17 protein-coding genes are annotated in these 17,433 nt (G+C 64.4%); 11 read left to right on the plus strand and 6 right to left on the minus strand.

What is annotated here, in order from left to right:
- Nucleotide 1 precedes the first annotated feature (1 nt).
- The 3 genes from EA187_RS19245 to EA187_RS19255 are packed head-to-tail and all read right to left on the minus strand — an operon-like array spanning nt 2 to nt 1,070.
- Entirely contained in the window at nt 2-205 is a 204-nt protein-coding gene (locus EA187_RS19245) for a hypothetical protein (RefSeq protein WP_127781342.1), read from the minus strand.
- A 42-nt stretch (nt 206-247) separates the two neighbouring features.
- Nucleotides 248-451 (minus strand): hypothetical protein, encoded by a 204-nt coding sequence (locus EA187_RS19250; protein WP_115608286.1) that lies wholly within the window; start codon nt 449-451, stop codon nt 248-250.
- A 13-nt stretch (nt 452-464) separates the two neighbouring features.
- Nucleotides 465-1,070 carry a hypothetical protein gene (locus EA187_RS19255; RefSeq protein ID WP_127781343.1) on the minus strand — a complete coding sequence of 202 codons (606 nt, stop codon included), beginning with the start codon at nt 1,068-1,070 and terminating at the stop codon, nt 465-467.
- Between the two features lie 531 nt (nt 1,071-1,601).
- On the opposite strand from EA187_RS19255, the gene uvrB reads away from it, so the two are divergent.
- Entirely contained in the window at nt 1,602-3,647 is a 2,046-nt protein-coding gene (gene uvrB, locus EA187_RS19260) for an excinuclease ABC subunit UvrB (protein WP_127781344.1), read from the plus strand.
- A gap of 249 nt (nt 3,648-3,896) precedes the next feature.
- Here the strand turns inward: uvrB and folK are convergent, their stop codons facing one another.
- Complete coding sequence (folK, locus tag EA187_RS19265) at nt 3,897-4,436, minus strand: 2-amino-4-hydroxy-6-hydroxymethyldihydropteridine diphosphokinase (RefSeq protein ID WP_115608283.1); 540 nt, start codon at nt 4,434-4,436, stop codon at nt 3,897-3,899.
- A gap of 62 nt (nt 4,437-4,498) precedes the next feature.
- Here folK and EA187_RS19270 point away from each other — a divergent pair, with 62 nt between their 5' ends.
- Nucleotides 4,499-5,800, plus strand: coding sequence for a tetratricopeptide repeat protein (locus EA187_RS19270; protein WP_127781345.1), 1,302 nt, complete (start codon nt 4,499-4,501; stop codon nt 5,798-5,800).
- Between the two features lie 46 nt (nt 5,801-5,846).
- Entirely contained in the window at nt 5,847-6,350 is a 504-nt protein-coding gene (locus tag EA187_RS19275) for an FKBP-type peptidyl-prolyl cis-trans isomerase (protein WP_115608280.1), read from the plus strand.
- Nucleotides 6,351-6,546: 196 nt separating this feature from the next.
- On the opposite strand, the gene EA187_RS19280 is transcribed toward EA187_RS19275, so the two are convergent.
- Entirely contained in the window at nt 6,547-7,230 is a 684-nt protein-coding gene (locus EA187_RS19280) for a hypothetical protein (RefSeq protein WP_127781346.1), read from the minus strand.
- Nucleotides 7,231-7,379: 149 nt separating this feature from the next.
- Here EA187_RS19280 and EA187_RS19285 point away from each other — a divergent pair, with 149 nt between their 5' ends.
- From EA187_RS19285 to EA187_RS19315, 7 genes are all read left to right on the plus strand, one after another.
- The gene (locus EA187_RS19285; RefSeq protein ID WP_127781347.1) at nt 7,380-8,330 is read left to right on the plus strand and encodes a DUF7107 domain-containing protein; all 951 of its coding nucleotides are present in this window, start codon (nt 7,380-7,382) and stop codon (nt 8,328-8,330) included.
- Nucleotides 8,331-8,450: 120 nt separating this feature from the next.
- Nucleotides 8,451-9,017 (plus strand): RNA polymerase sigma factor, encoded by a 567-nt coding sequence (locus tag EA187_RS19290; RefSeq protein WP_127781348.1) that lies wholly within the window; start codon nt 8,451-8,453, stop codon nt 9,015-9,017.
- Nucleotides 9,014-10,489: a hypothetical protein gene (locus EA187_RS19295; RefSeq protein ID WP_127781349.1), complete on the plus strand. Its 1,476-nt coding sequence runs from the start codon at nt 9,014-9,016 to the stop codon at nt 10,487-10,489. Before EA187_RS19290 ends, EA187_RS19295 begins: the two co-directional genes overlap by 4 nt.
- Complete coding sequence (locus EA187_RS19300; protein WP_127781350.1) at nt 10,490-11,947, plus strand: LA_2272 family surface repeat-containing protein; 1,458 nt, start codon at nt 10,490-10,492, stop codon at nt 11,945-11,947.
- A 107-nt stretch (nt 11,948-12,054) separates the two neighbouring features.
- A complete protein-coding gene (locus tag EA187_RS19305; protein ID WP_115608271.1) occupies nt 12,055-13,107 on the plus strand; it encodes a coproporphyrinogen III oxidase in 1,053 nt (350 codons plus the stop codon).
- A 188-nt stretch (nt 13,108-13,295) separates the two neighbouring features.
- The gene (locus EA187_RS19310) at nt 13,296-14,177 is read left to right on the plus strand and encodes a helix-turn-helix transcriptional regulator (RefSeq protein WP_127781351.1); all 882 of its coding nucleotides are present in this window, start codon (nt 13,296-13,298) and stop codon (nt 14,175-14,177) included.
- 235 nt (nt 14,178-14,412) lie between these two features.
- Nucleotides 14,413-15,885, plus strand: coding sequence for a hypothetical protein (locus EA187_RS19315; RefSeq protein ID WP_115608268.1), 1,473 nt, complete (start codon nt 14,413-14,415; stop codon nt 15,883-15,885).
- A gap of 126 nt (nt 15,886-16,011) precedes the next feature.
- Here EA187_RS19315 and EA187_RS19320 read toward each other — a convergent pair whose 3' ends face one another.
- The gene (locus EA187_RS19320; RefSeq protein ID WP_127781352.1) at nt 16,012-16,392 is read right to left on the minus strand and encodes a hypothetical protein; all 381 of its coding nucleotides are present in this window, start codon (nt 16,390-16,392) and stop codon (nt 16,012-16,014) included.
- Between the two features lie 155 nt (nt 16,393-16,547).
- Here EA187_RS19320 and EA187_RS19325 point away from each other — a divergent pair, with 155 nt between their 5' ends.
- Nucleotides 16,548-17,432 (plus strand): hypothetical protein, encoded by an 885-nt coding sequence (locus tag EA187_RS19325; RefSeq protein WP_127781353.1) that lies wholly within the window; start codon nt 16,548-16,550, stop codon nt 17,430-17,432.
- Nucleotide 17,433 lies beyond the last annotated feature (1 nt).

The raw sequence follows: 17,433 nt of genomic DNA on the forward strand, positions 1-17,433 counted from the left end.
CTCAATCTTCCGGATTGGGCGCGGTGCCCCCGTAACGCTCCACAAGCTCGCCGTCCTCGTTGAGAATTCCGGCGTCGATCAGCGTCTGGCGCTGCTCCTCAGGGGTCATGGCGTCAAGCTCTTCCATTGCCCGCTCATGCCGCTTGTACTCTTCCGTCTGGCGGTAGTCGTAGTTGGCGAAGATGTCGTAGGGGTCTTTGCTCATCGTCTTGTCCTGCTCAAAGACGCATCAGGTGCTCCGAACGCTTCAATCCTCCGGATTGGGCGCGGTACCCCCGTAGCGCTCCACGAGCTCGCCATCTTCGCTGAGAATCCCGGCGTCGATCATCGTCTGGCGCCTCTCTTCCCGGGTCATCGCACGAACACGCGCCATTGCCCGCTCGTGCAGCTTATACTCGTCAGTCTTGCGGTAGTCGTAATTGGCGAAAATGTCGTAGGGGCTTTCACTCATCGTCTTCTCCTACTCAAAAATGCGTGGTCGGCAAGAAGTATCCGATGACGCATTGGGTATCTCGCACGCAGATCTGGATGTGCGACTTTTCTCGTATCGTTGAACCGTTAAAGGCCGCAGCACCTTCCTGAAACACGCCGCGCAGCGTCTGATAAGCGTAAGGAACTCCAGCCTGCCTGTCCAACCGACGCATGTACCAGTTGATGAGCGCGCAATCGAGCTCTCGCAAGAGGAGGTCATGGTCGTCGCTTGACGCTGCTCGATTCATCGGCACTGGCTGGCCTTCATCTGTCAGAATGTCTTTAAAGTCACCATAGGCCACCCCCAGCTGCCGCGTGTGCTCCACATCCGTGAGGTCGAAACACCGTCCCAGATGAATGTAAGCACCCAGGACCGCGGGTTCCTCGACCTTGCCACGGCGCTTCTGTTCGTGGGCAAACTCCAGCGCGCGCCGGGGTGCGTGCTCCCAGAAGTAGACGCCCTTGCCGAGCCAGTCGTAGGTATTTTCGCTGGGGCGTAGATGTTGATGATTCTGCAAGACCTCGGCCGCCACAGCCTTATCGCAGCCGTGGTACCCGATGATCGTGCGTTGATAATCAAGTCGTTGAAATGAAGTCATCGCTCCTTCCTGAAAGCAGTTGCGTTCGGCGAGCCTACCTCTCTCTCATCGCTCGCCGCAGCCGAAGTCGCAACAGGAAACCAAATAAAATCAAAAACTTATCAGTCGCTCCGTTCATCGAGGTTCGCGGGGGCGCCCACGAGAGGCGCCCCTACGGGAGAGGTGGATTCGGTCATTCCCCTACCATGTCGTAGGGGCGGGTCTTGTGCCCGCCCCCTTCTCGATGTGTCGGTGTGTTGGGCCTTACACAAAGGCTTTTACGGGATCGGTGCTCGGGGGGCGAATGGGCGCCCACAAGGGGCGCCTCTACGAGATGGGAGCGGTATGTTGATGGGACGCAAGGGCTGACCATCGGGTGGAATAGTTCTCGGACCCAACCGTTGATCTTCACCACCCACGCCTGTACAGATGTACCGGCATTCTGGCGCTTACCATTCATGTGAACACGCGCCGGATCACAGGTGGTGATGCGCCGGCGCAGAGTCGCCGTGGCGAAGCGGTGGTAAACCGGAATGACGTAGAGGTGTGGCCGTGCGTGAGTCCAAAACGTTTGAGCTTGTGACCGAGTACTCGCCAGAGGGCGACCAGCCCACGGCGATCAAGCAGATGGTCGAGGGATTGCAGCGTGGGGAGCGCTACCAGACGCTGCTCGGCGCCACCGGCACGGGTAAGACCTTTGCGATCGCCAACACGGTGGCGCAGGTCAACAAACCCACCCTGGTCATGGCGCCCAATAAGACGCTGGCCGCCCAGCTCTACGCGGAGTTCAAGGAGCTCTTTCCTCATAACGCCGTGGAGTATTTCGTAAGTTATTACGACTACTACCAGCCCGAGGCGTACATCCCCTCGACCGACACCTTCATCGAGAAGGACTCGGCGATCAACGACGCCATCGACCGCATGCGCCACTCCGCCACGCGCAGCCTCTTTGAGCGCAACGACGTGCTCATCGTGGCCTCGGTCAGCTGCATCTACGGCCTGGGGAGTGGCGAGGCCTATATGGGGATGTTGCTCTTTTTGGAGGAGGGCGATGAGGTGCGCCGCGACAGCGTGCTGGAGAAGTTGGTGGAGATGCAGTTCAAGCGTCGCGACATGGACTTCCACCGCGGTACCTTTCGGGTGCGGGGCGACGTGGTCGAGATCTTCCCGGCGCACGAGGAGGATAAGGCGATTCGCATCGAGTTTTTCGGCGATGAGGTGGAGGCGATCTACGAGATCGATCCTTTGCGCGGAAAGCGCCTGCGCCAGCTTGAGAAGATCGCCGTCTACCCCAACACCCACTACGCCGTGCTCCCCGAGAAGAAGAAGCTGGCGATGGAGTCCATCAAGGCCGAGCTGCGCGAGCGCCTCGAGGAGCTTGTGGCGCGCGGGATGCTGCTGGAGGCCCAGCGCCTGGAGCAGCGCACGCAGTTCGACCTGGAGATGATCGCGACGATGGGCTTCTGCAACGGGATTGAGAACTACTCGCGCCACTTCTCCGGCCGCGACCCGGGCGCCGCCCCGCCCTGTTTGTTCGACTACTTTCCCGACGATTACCTGCTGGTCATCGACGAGTCGCACGTCACTGTGCCGCAGATCGGCGGCATGTACCGCGGCGACCGCTCCCGCAAGACCACGCTGGTGGAGCACGGCTTTCGCCTGCCCAGCGCGATGGACAACCGCCCGATGAAGTTCGAGGAGTGGGAGAATCACATCAACCAGGTGATCTTCGTCTCGGCCACCCCGGGCGACTACGAGCTTGAGAAATGCGAGGGCGTGGTCGTCGAGCAGATCATCCGCCCCACCGGCCTTATCGACCCTGAGATCGAGATCCGCCCGGCCCTCGAGCAGGTCGACGACGTCTATGGCGAGATTCGCCAGCGCGTCGACGCCGGGGAGCGCGTCCTGGTGACCACGCTCACCAAACGCATGAGCGAAGATCTCACCGAATACCTCGAAGAGCTCGGCGTGAAGGTGCGCTACCTGCACAGCGACATCGACACCATTGAGCGCATGAACCTGATTCGCGACCTGCGAAAAGGCGTCTTCGACGTGCTCATCGGCATCAACCTTCTGCGCGAGGGGCTGGACATCCCCGAGGTCTCATTGGTGGCAATCCTCGACGCCGATAAAGAAGGCTTTTTGCGCTCGACGCGCAGCCTGATTCAGACCATCGGGCGAGCGGCGCGTAACTCCAAAGGCAAGGTCATCCTCTATGCCGACACCCTCACCCGCTCGATCAAAGAGGCGGTCGAGGAGACCAACCGTCGTCGCGAGATTCAGCAGGCGTACAACGAAACACACGGCATCACCCCGCGCACGATCACCAAAAAGATCTCGGATCTGGAGCAGCATGTGCCGCCGGATCCCGACGCAGCTCCCGACGCCAGCCCCTACGAGAAGGCCGCTGCCCTGCTCGACGACACCTCCGGCGTGCTGAGCCCCGACGCCGAAGAGACGCCGCAACTTCTGGAAAAGCGCATCGAGAAGTTGCGCGAGGCGATGAAGGTCGCCGCCCGCGAGCTGCGTTTCGAGGATGCTGCCAAGTTGCGCGATGAGTTGCGTGCGGTGCAGGCGAGGTTTTTGGGGGTGGGTTAATCAGGTCGATCGGGTGCCAGGCATTCGATCACATTGCCCATGATCGGGTGCCAGGCGTTCGATCGTTTTCCAGCCATGATCGGGTGCCAGGCATTCGATCTTCTTGACCATAATCGGGTGCCAGGCATTCGATCTTCTTGACCACGATCGGGTGCCAGGCATTCGATCTTCTTGACCATGATCGGGTGCCTGGCACCCGATCATAGCGAACCCATCAAGCCACTGATTTCATTGAAGTATCCAACGCAATCACAACAACACCTTCAGCGCCGGCGCCTCTTCGAACACCCGCACCCAGCCCGCATCATCGCAGCCTTCGAGAAGGTTTTGGGCGCTGACGCCAAGCACCGGGTGCGTGAGATCGGAGGCGATATCGCAGAGGGGCACGAGCACAAAAGCGCGCTCCGCAATCGCCGGATGCGGAAGCGTTAGCCGGGCATGATCGAGGATCTGGTCCTCATAAAACAAAAGATCCAGATCAATGGCCCGCGGTCCTTTGGGCTGCAGCCGCACTCGCCCCATCGCGCGCTCAATGGCGAGCAGGCCGTCGAGAAGATCGAGCGGAGCGAGCTCGGTGAAGAGCTCGGCGCAGGCGTTTAAAAAGAGCGGTTGGTCCTCGACAATGCGCGGCTGCGTCTCATAAAACGCGCTGAGCGCGCCCAGGCGGCTGCACGGCAGGTGGTCGAGGGCGTCGAGCGCGCGCTTGAGCGCCAGGGCCCGATCGCCCAGGTTGGTGCCCAGCGCGATGATCGCCCGGGAAGGCTTTCTGGCTGTAGTGAGTTTGCTCAACGTCTCGCTGCTCCCGGGCTCAAAACGAGGACGCCATGTCTGGCACCCTGATGACTGAACTGATGACGCGACATCGACTTGCTGGCCGCGCGCTGCGCCTGACGCTCCTGGGCGCCATCGCCCTGGTCACCGCCGGCTGCTCGGAAGCAGACCTACCAGAGGCGGACTCGCTTGTGTACTTAAGCCCCTGGTCGGGACGCGATCTTCAGGCCGAGCCCGCCCGCGCCTCCGCGCCAACGCGGCTCTCGGAGGCCGAGCGCGCCAACTACCGAGAAATCGCGGACAGCTTTGTGCAAAACGCCCCCACGCTGCTCACGCGCCCCGATGTGGTGCAGCGCCTGGAGTCGATTGAGCAGGTCTTTTTGCTCACCGGGCGCTACATGGAGCTTGTGGCGCTTTATCAGGACGCGGTGGAGGCCGGCGGCCCCGCCTCCCCGGCCGCTCCGGCACTGGCCTGGAGCTATGTGCAGCTGGGGCAAGAACCCCAGGCCCGCGAGCTTATTGATCAGCTCAAAGCCACACGTGGCGACGAGGCGGTGGTGCACGTGCTCGACGCCAGCCTGCAGCTGGCACGCATGGAGCGCGACAGCTCGGCGGCCGGCCAGGCGCTTGCGTCCTTTAAGCGCGCCCGCCAGCTCGACCCGGCCTTTGGCCCTTTCCGCGGACTCAACGCCGCGGGCATCGCCGAGCAGATCAACCGGCTGGAGGCCCGCCAGGCTCGCACCACCGGGGCCACCCAGAACGCCGTGAGCAGCGCAAACACCGAAAACACCGCACAGAATAACGCTGAGGCGCAACCCCCGGTCGCGCAAAACCAGCCCACCGCGGAGCAGAATTCGGGCGAAGAAAGCCAACCCCCGGTCGCTCAAAATCCGGTCGCGCAAAACGAACTTCCCACCGCGCAACCCCCGGCCGCGCAGAATCAACCCCCGCTCGCACTGAATCAACTTCCGACGGCGCAAAACTCCGCGGTGCTTCAGCCCTCCGCTCCCGGTCCGCAACAGCAGGCCGCCATCATGGTGGCCGACGGGCAAATCACCATGGCCCGCGGCGAAGATCATTTTGAAGAAGCCCAGCGCTACTTCCGCCGCGCCCTGGAGTTCGAGCCCAATAACATCGCCGCCGGGCTGGGGCTTTTGCAGATCGCCTCGCGCTCCGGCGCCCCCGACGCGATGGTGCGCAGCCAGATCGAGCTCTTGCAAAAACAACCCGCTCTCAACGCCCGGCAGGCCTATGAGCTGGCGATGATAGCCCTGCGGCGCTTGAATGATCGCCCTCTCGCAACTAGCTTGCTCCAAAAGGTCCAGGAGCTGGACCCACGCTACGCCGAACGGGTTGGCGTCGACGCGCTTTTGACGCCTTGACCTGATCTTTTGGCATCACAAACACGCTCACGTTTCAGGAGCTTTTATGTCCGACCTCAACGCTGTCGTCGCCGACGACAAAGTCGTCATCTTTCACTACACCCTGACCGACAAAGAGGGCGAAGTCCTCGACTCCTCCGAAGGTCAGGAGCCGATGGCCTACCTCCACGGCGCCGGCAACATCGTGCCCGGCCTGGAGAGCCAGATGACCGGCAAAAAAGTCGGCGACGCCTTCAAAGCCGAGGTCGCCCCGGCCGATGGTTATGGCGAGAAGCAGGGCCCCGGCCCGCAGCCCGTCGAGCGCAGCGCCTTCCCCCCCGGCGCCGAGATTCACGAAGGCATGATGTTCGCCGCCCAGATGCCCGACGGCTCCCAGATGCCCCTGTGGGTCGTGGGAATCGAAGGCGACAAGATCATGGTCGACAACAACCATCCCCTGGCAGGCGAAACCCTCTTCTTCGACGTGAAGATCGAGGGCATCCGCGACGCCAACGCCGACGAGCTTGACCACGGTCACCCGCACGGCATCGACGGCACCCACTCGCACTGAGCGAGGCCGCCGGCACCGCCGGAGCCGATCGAACAAAAAAAGCGAACGCTGCCCCGAAGCAGCGTTCGCTTTTTTTGTTTTTTCAGTCAGGGCGAAGGGTGCTCCGCACACAGGGGCACCAAAAACCCTTTAAAAACAACACCCTACAACACACACAACCGCCGCATTGAGACTTCAACGGTACGCGCGCCTCGGGTCAGCCGGCGGGCGGTAGCAGGTCGAGGGATTCGCAATGGGTGGCTTCGATCATGCCACGGATCACACCGCCCTCGGTGGTGTCACTGGCCACAAAGAGTTTGAGAAAGCCCTCGGGCTGAGGCTCGCCGACGCAGCTCTCGCAGATCTCGGCCTCTACGAGGGTGAACTGCGGGCTGCCATCGTTGCGCAAGACGGGCGGGTTGGCCTCCGGCGGCACAAAATCCCCCATGTAATCGAGGATAATCAGCCCGGCGTCTTCGGCGCCGGGCACGCCCTCGTCATCAAGAAAGACGCCCTGCACGAGCATGTTGCGCGCCGGCGAAGCACCGGTCTCGGTGGGGCAGCCCTCATCTCCGCCCTCCAGAGCTTCGATGTAGAGTTCGGTGCGCCCGGAGTCGCTGGCATCGGGATGGGTCAGGCCGAAGTAGGCGCGGGAGAAGACGTAACTCTGCCCCCCGATCTCCAGCGTGGGCGCAGTCTCGGTGGGTTCCACCCGGGGTCCCTCCCCCGTAGAGATATCCACATCCACGGGCTCTTCGTCTGCATCGGGCTCGCTGGTATCGGGCTCGCCAGCATCGGGCTCGCTGGCATCGGGCGAATCTGTGGAGTCACCACAGGCGAGCACGCCGGCCAGAAGGAGAATCATCGGCCAACGAAGCGGTGGTGAGAGGGGTGGGGTCATACTGTCTCCAGAGCGCGTGAAAAGGTTCGCACAAAAACTCGCCGCATCTTCGACCAAGGGTTTGAGGCCTCGATCGAGGGGCGCTCGTCATTGTGTGAAAAAACGGGCGAAAAATCGACCGCCCGACCCACTTCTTCTGGAGGTCGACCATGGTACATCTGCTCAAGCTGTTGATGGTGATGGGGTTGCTGCTCTTCTCGAGCGCCTGCCTGATTGTCGAAGAGGGCCACGCCTGGGGAGGCGAGGGCGAAGTCGGTTGCGAGTGCGATCGGGACAGCGACTGTTTTAGCGGCGTCTGTGACGACGATGTCTGCGCCGAGGCGGAGTGCAGCTGGAGCTCGGATTGCAACGACGATGAGCGCTGCGTGAACGGCCGCTGCCGCGACAGTGACAGCCCTTATGATGACGACACCGGCAGCGATGCTGGCCCCGGCGATGATGGCGCCGATACAGGCGATGGCGGCAGCGATGCCGGCCCTGGCGACGATAGCGACGGGGGCACCGACTCCGGCGATGATGGCTCCGATAGCGGCGACGATGCCGACTGCCCGGTCGATGATGGGGGCCAGGCCGGCTGCGGCCCTCTGGACGGCTGCGTGCTCAACAACGAATGCCCCTTCGGCTCGCTCTGCCTCGACGGGCGCTGCCAGGTCACCTGCACCGACGATCTTCATTGCCCCACCTCCGAGGTCTGCCAGGACGGCATCTGCCAGCCCGATCGTGAGGGCGGCGACCAGTGTGTCTACGATGAGGATTGCGGCGAAGGACGCTGCATCAACGGCTTCTGCCTGGACCGCTGCGAGAGCGACGCGGCCTGCGGCGAGGGCGAGTATTGTCGCGCCGGTGTCTGCCGCCCCGATCACCGCCCGGGTCCCCAGTGCCGGGTAGGCGCGGATTGCAACCCCGATGAAGACTGCGTCAACGCGCGATGCCGCTCCGCCTGCACCTGCGACGAAGACTGCGAGATCATCGGCGGCACCGGAGATACCTGCGTGGAGGGCTACTGTGTGGCCGCCCACGAGAGCAATCCGGAGTGCACCGTGAGCAGTGACTGTGCAGATAACTCGCGCTGCCTCGATGGTCTGTGCGTACCCTTCTAAGAAGAAGCCATGCCCGGGTGTCGGCCACAAGTGTAAGCGCTTGCAACGCTTCGGACTTTCTCCGAAGATCCGCCGACACCCGGCGCCACCCTAGCCGTTGACCGATGTTGAGCCGTCATTATGGCCCAGACCGAACCCCAGTTTGACGTCGACGCGACGTTGATCACCCGCGCAGCTGGCGGGGATCGCGTTGCGTTTCGGCAGCTCTATGAGCGCCACGTCGGCTATGTGGCGCATCATGTGGGTCGGCTGGTCGGGCCCGGCGGCGATCTGGAAGACGTGGTTCAGGAGGTCTTCGTGCAGGTGCACCGCTGCCTGCGCGACTACCGCGGCGACTGCACCTTTACGACCTGGCTCTACCGGGTGGCCCGCAATGTGGCCATCGATCACCTGCGACGGCGAAAGAAAACCGTCTCACTTGACGACTGGCGCCCGCTGCGCCAGTCCGGCAGCTCCTGGCGGCGACTGGAAGCCCGCGATCAGCTGCGCGCCCTCTACGCCGCCATGGAAAAGATGCCTCTGGATCATCGCGAAGCCTTTGTGCTCTACGAGATCGAGGGCATGAAGTTGCGCGAAATCGCCGATCTGACCGGCGACCCGCTCAACACCGTAGCTTCCCGGGTTCGCCGCGCTCGCCAGGAGCTACGCGAGGTGCTCGAAGCCACCCAACGTGGAGAGCGGCCATGAGCAGCAACGAGCTCTGCAAAAAGATCCAGATCGATGCCTTCGATCTGCGCCGCGGGGAGCTCTCCGGCAGCGATCTGGCCACCCTGGATGCGCATGTGGAGCATTGCGCAGGGTGCCGCAACTACGTCGAACGCCTGGGCGATATGCTCGACGAGGCCACCATCTGGGATCCGGCCGATCCGGTGCCCTTTGACGCCGACGCGCTCTTCTCGCGCATCGAACAGACCCTGGATGCGCCCCACACCGGGGTAACTCGCGGCGACGACGCGCGCCTGGGCTCCCCTGGCGAAGCCTGGCCAGCCGCCCCGCCCACTGGCGAGCGCCCGGCCCATCGCCTTACGCCCACCGGCCGCATCGGACCACCTCCGAGTGGCGCGTCTTCGAAAGCAACCTCCAGCGAAGACGACGCGCCCAACCGCCGCAGCGCCTCGGCCGCCCACCTGATCATCGCGCTGGCCGCAGCGCTGGTGGCCTTTTTGGCCTGGCCGCTGATCTTCTCAGGCTGGGTCGACTCCCCGGATGCTCCCGACGCGGCGAACGAGGGGGTCGCTTCCAGCGCCGAGGCGAAGATCGCCGGGGTGGCCGACTCACAAACGCCGTCAGCCGCACCGACGCCCGATGCCGCCGAGAGCGCGCCCACCGTGGAGCTCGACGCGCTGCGCCTCTTTGCCTCCGACGACACCCGCTGGGGCATCTCGGTGCTGGAGCAGGGCTGGGAGATCGAGGCCCGCCAGGGCACGCTCGTGCTGGAGTTTTTGCCCGACGAGAATCAGACCCTGCAGGTGCGCTTTCCCGGCGGGGAGGCCACCGTGGTGGGCACGGCCTTTTATGTCGACGCGGACCAGTCGGAGCTCGGTGTGATCACCGGCGAGGTGGTCGTGCGTGGCGAGGAGGGCGATGAGGAGGCGGTGCTCGGTGGCAGCGCCTGGGCCGAAGGAGTGCAGCGCCCCATTACCCCCACACGCTGGGAGTCGGTGACCACCCACGTCGACCCGGAGAGCCACAGAGCGCGTCAGGCCCTGGCACGCGAGGCCGCCCGGGCCCACGCGAGCACGCCATCGTCGGCAGACGACCTGAGCGCCGCGCCGACCCGAAACGCCGGCATCACCATGCGCCCTCCCTCCACTCGCCCCACCTCTGCGAAAGGCTCCACCGCCCGCGCCCCCGGCCCGGCCACCCTGCGTCTGGAGGCCGAAGAAGCCATGCGCCGACGCAACTTCGCCGAGGCTGCCGACCGCTACGAAGATCTTCTCGAGGTGCTCGGCCCCCGCGACCGGGCCGCGGCCACGGTGCGCCTGGATCTGGCGTTGCTCTACTACCGTCAGCTGGGCGATGAGCGCCGCGCCATCGACCACCTGACCTACTTTGCCGACACCTGGCCCGACGATATGGCCGCGCCCATCGCCATCAACGAGCTCTGCCGGCTCCTGGACGATCGCCGCGCGCAGAGCCCTCACTGCGGGGGGCGCTGAGTGCGCGCGAGGCTTGCCCCCCTTTTCACCCTCGCGCTCCTCGCGGCCCACCTCTCCCACTCCGCTGTGGCGCTGGCGCAGCCCTCCGGGGGGCGTCTGGAGTTGCAAACCGTCTCGGCCTGCGCTGACACAGACGCAGCCGACGAGCTGCGTGCCGAGCTCGCGCTGCGTCTTCCCGATCTCGATGTTTCCGACAACGCCCCCACCTCCACCCACAGCTCACCGGCGCGCTGGCGCCTCTTCTGGGTACCGGAGGGAAGCGATCGCTGCGTGGTGATTCTGCGCACGCCCAGCCTGGAACACCGCGCATCCCTCGGCCCCCAGGCCAACTCCGAGGCGATCCGGGAGGCCGCAAGCCGCCTGGCCTGGGTGATCACCGCCGCACACCAGGCCCACAGCGATGAGGCCCGCACCCGGGGCCGCGCCCGCGCGCTGGAAAGCATCGCGCTGACCAACGCTCTTGTGGAGGTGCGCGCCGACGCCTCCGTCGACGCCCGTATCAACGACGAAGTACGCTGGGAGACAGCCCGCAGAGCCGCATCCCTGGCCAACCTCTCGACGATGCGTACCCGCGAGGTTGCCGAGTCCGCCCCCCCTCAAGCGCCTTTGCCGCGCGCTGAACGGGAGCCCCCCGGGTCACTTCGTCTGGGACTTCTTCCCGGCGTGAGCCTGGGGCCGACCAGCGCCCCGCTGACGCTGAATGTCGTGGGCAGCCATGAGCGCGCCGAAGGCGCGCAGATCGGCCTGTTCAACCACACCGCGCGCCAGGGCTCCGGCACCCAGATCGGGTTCATAGCCAGCTGGAACGACGGCGATTTTGAAGGCGCCCAGGTCGCCTCGGCCTTCAACTACTCCCGGCGCATCGACGGGGCGCAGGTCGCCGCAGTCAACGTCAGCGATACCCAGCGAGGCGCCCAGGTCGGAATTGTCAACATCGCCGGCGAGCTTACAGGCACCCAGGTCGGGGTGGTGAACATCTCGCAAAACGCCAACTGGCCGGTCGGACTGGTGAACATCGCCACGGATTACCCCCCGAGGTTATTTGGCTACTACGCGCTGCCCGGCCACCTCTACACGGGCCTGAGCATGGGCGGGCGGCGGCTGCGCTATCTCTTTCAAAGCGGCACCGCCCTGCTGGGTGGTGCCAGCGCCATCGGTGCCGGGCTGGGACTGCATCTGCCCTTTGACGATCACCCCTACTTCGCCGACATCGACGCGGTGCTCATGTTCGCCGACTCCTCCAACGGAGCCTCGGGGTTGCAGGTGCATCTTCGAGCGCCTCTGGGCTGGCGTTTCGCCAGGCGTTTCGCGCTGATCGCCGGGCCCTCCTTCAACGCTTTCTTCGCGGGCTCCTCGTCGACACACACCTATGCTTCATCGGTGGCCCTTATCGAGGCGCAACAACAGAACGAGCTTTTCCAGTTCTGGGTGGATCTTATGGTGGGCGTCGTCTTCTAATGGGCCGCCTTAGACCGGCGGTCTGACGCCCCCGATGAGTCTTCGCCTCGATCCCGCACTAACGCGATCAGGCGCTTCCTGCCTGAACCTTTTGCCCCTGAGCCCTCATGACCTCGACCGATCGCACCACTCCCCAGTCGCCCCGCGCCACCCGCGCTCTGGAGCTCGTCGAATCCCTTCAAGCCCAACTCGCCGCTCGTCTGGTCGCCGCCGCACCCAACGACGATGAACCCGACTTTAAGCCCATCTCCTGGCTGCGCGATGAGGGCACCCACGGTGGCGGAACACGCCTTGCCACGGCCGATACTCCCACCTTCAATCGCGCCTCGGTCAACGTCTCATGCGTGCACTACGACGACCTTCCCGAGAAACGCCTGGCCTCGGCCACGGCCATCTCCACGATCGTGCATCCGGCCCACCCGCGCGCCAGCTCAATGCATATGCATATCAGCTGGACCGAGCTCAAAGACGGCCAGGGCACCTGGCGCATCATGGCCGATTTAAACCCCTCACATCCCGATGAGACGCAGACCTCGCGTTTTTTGAGCGCGCTTCGCGACGTCAACGCCGAGCTCTTTGACGAGGGCAACGCCCAGGGCGACCGCTACTTCGATATCCCCGCGCTGGAGCGCACCCGCGGAGTGGCCCACTTCTACCTGGAGGGCTACTCCAGCGGCGACTTCGATGCCGATCTTCGCCTGGCCCGCGCCTATGGCGAGGCCGTGATCACGACCTACGGAGCGCTGCTCGAAGAGAGCCTCAAAGACGCGCCGGCTCCCACCGACGACGAGCGCCGTCGCCAGCTTGACTACCACACGCTCTATCTCTTTCAGGTGCTCACGCTGGATCGCGGCACCACCTCCGGGCTGCTCGTCCACGACCAGAACGATGTGGGCATCATGGGCTCGCTCCCGGCCGCCGTCGATCGCGAACTCCTGCGGAGCTGGGCCTCCAGGGTTCCCGCCCCGCAGCATGAGCTTGTGGAGGCGCTGGCCGATGCGCTCCCCGACGCTCACCCCGCCCCGGTCGATAACGCCACGCGCGCACAGCTGGCCAACATCGTGCGGGCGCACTACCAGCGCCACCCCGAGGCCCTCGACCTCCAGGCCAGCGGCAACACGCTCCCGCCTACGGTCGACAACCACCTCAAACCGCGCTGATCCCTGCGGGCTTCGGGCCTCTCCCCCGGCCACATACGCCCGAGCCCCAAGCCCGCAGGGCCCTCCCCCCTTGACATCCTCCAGAGCCCCCGCCGAGGATTGGAGCCCTACTCGCCACGCGCGGCGCCTCTTGCGATCTCTGGAATCGCTCCGGGCGCCCCGGGCACGATGTTTTGCTCCGAGCCCTCATGCACCCCGATCGCTGGCAACGCCTCTGCGACGCGCTCAGCGCGCTCGCCAGGGCCCCTCAACACCATCCCAACCTCATCGCCGAGTGCCTGGCCCACCAGGCCGCACGCGCCACCGGCGGGCACCGCGCCTTTGTGTTGCTGATGACCCGCAACCGGGTGCTGCCCCGCAACCTTCAAAACGAGCCGATTCAGGGCTGGACCCCGATCCATCGCTACAGCCCGCCGACGCCTCCGAAGTACCAGGCGCACATCCGTGAGCTGATGCGCCAACGCAATCCCCTGAACGATCTCCCATCCTCGGTGGCCATCGCCCGCTCGGCCGGGCGGCTCCGGGTGCTCCTGCGCCCTGAACTCATCGGCGAACGACGCTGGGAGGAGACCCCCACCGGCGAGTTGATGGCACTGCTGGGCTCCGGGGACCGGATGATGGGCGGGCTGCCCCTGGGAGACACCGTCGAGATCATCATCGGCGTCGATCGCCCGCCGGGTGCACCTGAATTCGACGAGGAAGATCGCGCCCAGCTCGCATGCTTCTTCGAGCGCTGTGGCCCCTATCTGGTTCGCCTGCTCATCAGCCACGGGCTGCTCCCCCACCAGAACCCGCTGACCCCGCGCGAGCGGGAGTGCTACGAACTTCTGCTCGACTCGCTCACCGAGCGTGAGATCGCCGAGGTCATGGGTCTCACGCCTCGCTCGGCCCATCAGTACGTCTCGCGCATCTACCAGAAGCTCGGCCTCAATAGCCGGGCCCAGTTGATGAGCGAGTGGCTCATCGCCGGCCAGATCTTTGAGGATATGCTCCCCTTCCCGCTTCATTCCGCGCTTGTCGGAGCCCGGGGGCTGCGCAGCGCCGAGATGGTGGAGAAGGCGCCGGCCTGAAGCGAGCGCGTCGTCTGGAGCAAAGCTCGCGCATCCACCCCGACGTGCCGTCCCCCCTCCAGAAGAGTGGCATGATCTCTGCTTAAAGAGATGCCCCTGACACCGAGTCCGGCCACGAGTGAGCCCTCACAGGGCCTCGCAACGTGCATGAGCGCTTTATTCTATGCGGCTCAGCGGCCTGACCTCGGTTTCTTGCTGAATGGATGCATGACCCTCACATTTCTGGAGGTACCCGATGAACATTCGAACATCCCTGTCTACGCTGCTTATCTTCGCGCTGCTCGCTGCGGCCTGCTCCGATGACCCTGACGCCCCCAACCCGCAGGAGCCCGACACCGATCTCAGCGACACCGGCCCCGATGCCAATGAGCCCGACACAAACGAGCCCGACACCGATGATACCCCTGACGCCAACGACGAACCTGACACCGATGATACCCCTGACGTCGACGACGAACCCGACGCCGAGGAGCCCCCGACCTGCCAGGAAGACTCCTGCACCGAGGAGGGGCGCACCAGCTGCGAGGTTGTCGACGATGCCATCACCTGCCTCTGCGACGAGGGGCTGGTGGAGGTCGGTGATCAATGCCTGGAGCCCTTCTGCGACGCGCAGGGTTTGAGCGAGGCGCAGCTACTCGCCGACACTTCTAACACCAACGTTTACTCCCCGCGCGCTATCGCCGGTCTTGGCGCGACCTACGCGGTGGTCTGGAGCGATGACCTGGGTGAAAACTCGACCAACACCGACCTTTATATGGCGCGTTTTGATCGTGATGGTCAGCAGATCGGCGACAACATCGCCCTGACCGACTCCCCCTTCTTCGACGAGATCGGACCGCACGCGCTGGCATCCGATGGTGAGATGTTTGCGTTGGCCCGCATCGAGTTCAGCGCGACTCAGAATAAAGAGAGCCTCTTTTTGGAACGCTTTGACGCGCAGGGGCAATCTCTGGGCGTAAGCGCCCCGCTGGTCGAGGATCGCGCCATCGTCAGCCCTAACCTCGTCGCGACCGACCAGGGCTGGCTACTCTCCTGGAAAGAGAGTCTGGTTGAAGGTGGTGACTACCACTGGACACACCGCCTGGCCGCCCTCAGCGCCACCGGTGAGCTTCTTGCCGGTCCCATCGATCTGACGACCTATCAGGCCGACAGCGCCCCGCATATGATCTGGGTTGAAGACCACGCCGCCCTTGTCTGGCGCGGCTATACCAATGCGGCTGCCGAGAATGACGCGACCTTCTTCCAACGTTTCGATGCCCTGGCCGACCCCATCGACGAGGCTCCGATTCGTGTCGGCGACTCCCAATCGTACACCCCCTGGGTGATGTGGACTGGCGAGCACTACGCGATCGTCAGCATCCTCAATGCGCGCTACTTCCTGCTCAACACCCTTGATGCCGATGGCGAAGCGGTGCTTGTCGATGAAGACCTGACCACGACCAGCGCGAACACCTACGATACCCACGCCACCTGGACCGGCGGTGCCATCGCGCTGAGCTGGCGCGACCAGGGCGCGCTTATTCTCCAGGAATTCGACGCCAGCGGCGCGCCTCGCGACGAACCGATCGCCTTTGAGCAAGGCGTCTCCACCTCCGTACCGATCCTGGCCAACCTGGGAGACTTCATGGCCCTGGCCTGGATGCGCATCGACAGCGATCCCAATCCCATGAACGGTCAGCTCTTTATGGCGACTTACTGCGCCCATTGACACTGCGCACCTCCCCCGCTCGGTCTTTTCACACAACCTTCGTTGGATGATTCGCACCGACCGGGGGCCTCAATGCCCCGACTCCGGGTCGCACATCAGCCTTTAATGACGCGCCCAAACGCAGTTTCATTGCCCGAGCATCCGCTCCAGGCTCTGGCGACTCTCCGCGCGCCACACCGGCCGCTCCACCAGCACATCGTAGGTGAGGATCTGGCCGGCGCGCCCCTCATGCTGGAGGACGTCGCGCTGGTGAAAGATCACATCTTTGGAGCGCACCGCGTGCGCGGGGATCTCCCGCACCGGCAGGTTGGCGATCACCGAGTTGGCCGGCCCGAGGCGCTCACCAGCGCCGAGATCCCGGGTGAGCACGATCACATGGTCCTGGTCCACATCCGTGATGATCTCGTCAAAATAGATGCCCCACATCAGCCCGAGCATCACCGCGTTGGTCGCCATAAAGATCATGACCCCGGCGGCCAGCATCCCTCGCATCATCCTTGATCGCATCGCGTCTCTCCTCATTTTACACGAACCCTCTCGGGTGCTTCGTCCCCTTGAGCGTAACGAAGTCTTCAAACCACGTCGACGCATCCCTGCCCTTGTGCATAGACTCCCCGGATTGACATCCTCGTTCATGCCCACTCCCTGAAAAAAAGATCATAATGCGCCTCTCTTTCCTTCCCCGCCGCCTCCTCGTCCCGACCGCCCTGCTCGGCCTGCTCCTCGGGGCCGCTGCCTGCGCCTCCAACCCACTCGCCAGCGACGCGGCAGCGCCGAACTCCGAGGCCGCCGCCTCTTCCACCCTCACCCTCGATCTGCGCGCGCTGGCCACCCACGCCTGGCTCCACTTCGATCAAACCCGGCATACCTGCGAGACCTTCGACTACTTCCCGGCCGGCGGCATCTACACCTTTTACTGCCGGGCCCGCACCTTTTTGAGCGCGGAGGCCCTGCTGGCCAACACCGACCTCCCCGTCTTTGAGAGCGGCCCCCACCAGGGCACGCTGGTGCGCGACGCCACCGACAGCTTTGGCCACTACAACCCCGCGTTTGTGAGCCGCCTGGCCGACTGGGCGCTTCCGGCGGCCACCCACCCGGCCCTGCTCCCCCGGACCCGCGCGGTCTACACCGAGGCGGTGCGCCCCCTGGCCACCACCCTGTGGGCCACCTACCAGCGCCTCCAGCAGCACCCGGAGTACCTGCAGGCCGAGGCCACGCGCCTGCAACTCGCCATGCAGAGCCCGCAGGGCGTGCCGCGCGACCACTACGAGCGCTACTTCTTCATGATGAACCCCCACTTTTTCGACGCGCCCGAGGCCGACTTCAACTACTTCTATAACCGTGGTTTTGACGGCGGGGTCTATGAGGGCAACGTCGTGAAATCCGCCGTGGGTTTCTGGATTCGACGCCATATCGACGGCACCGACGCGCTCTTCGCCGACCAGCTAAAACGCCTCTTCGAAGTCTACGAGCCCGCCCTGGTGGCCGATCAGCCCCATCCCACAAAACAGGGATTGCCAACATCGCCGCACCTCGCGCATCCTTAGC

Origin of the sequence: Lujinxingia sediminis (assembly GCF_004005565.1) — a bacterium.
GTDB classification, from domain to species: Bacteria; Myxococcota_A; Bradymonadia; order Bradymonadales; family Bradymonadaceae; genus Lujinxingia; species Lujinxingia sediminis.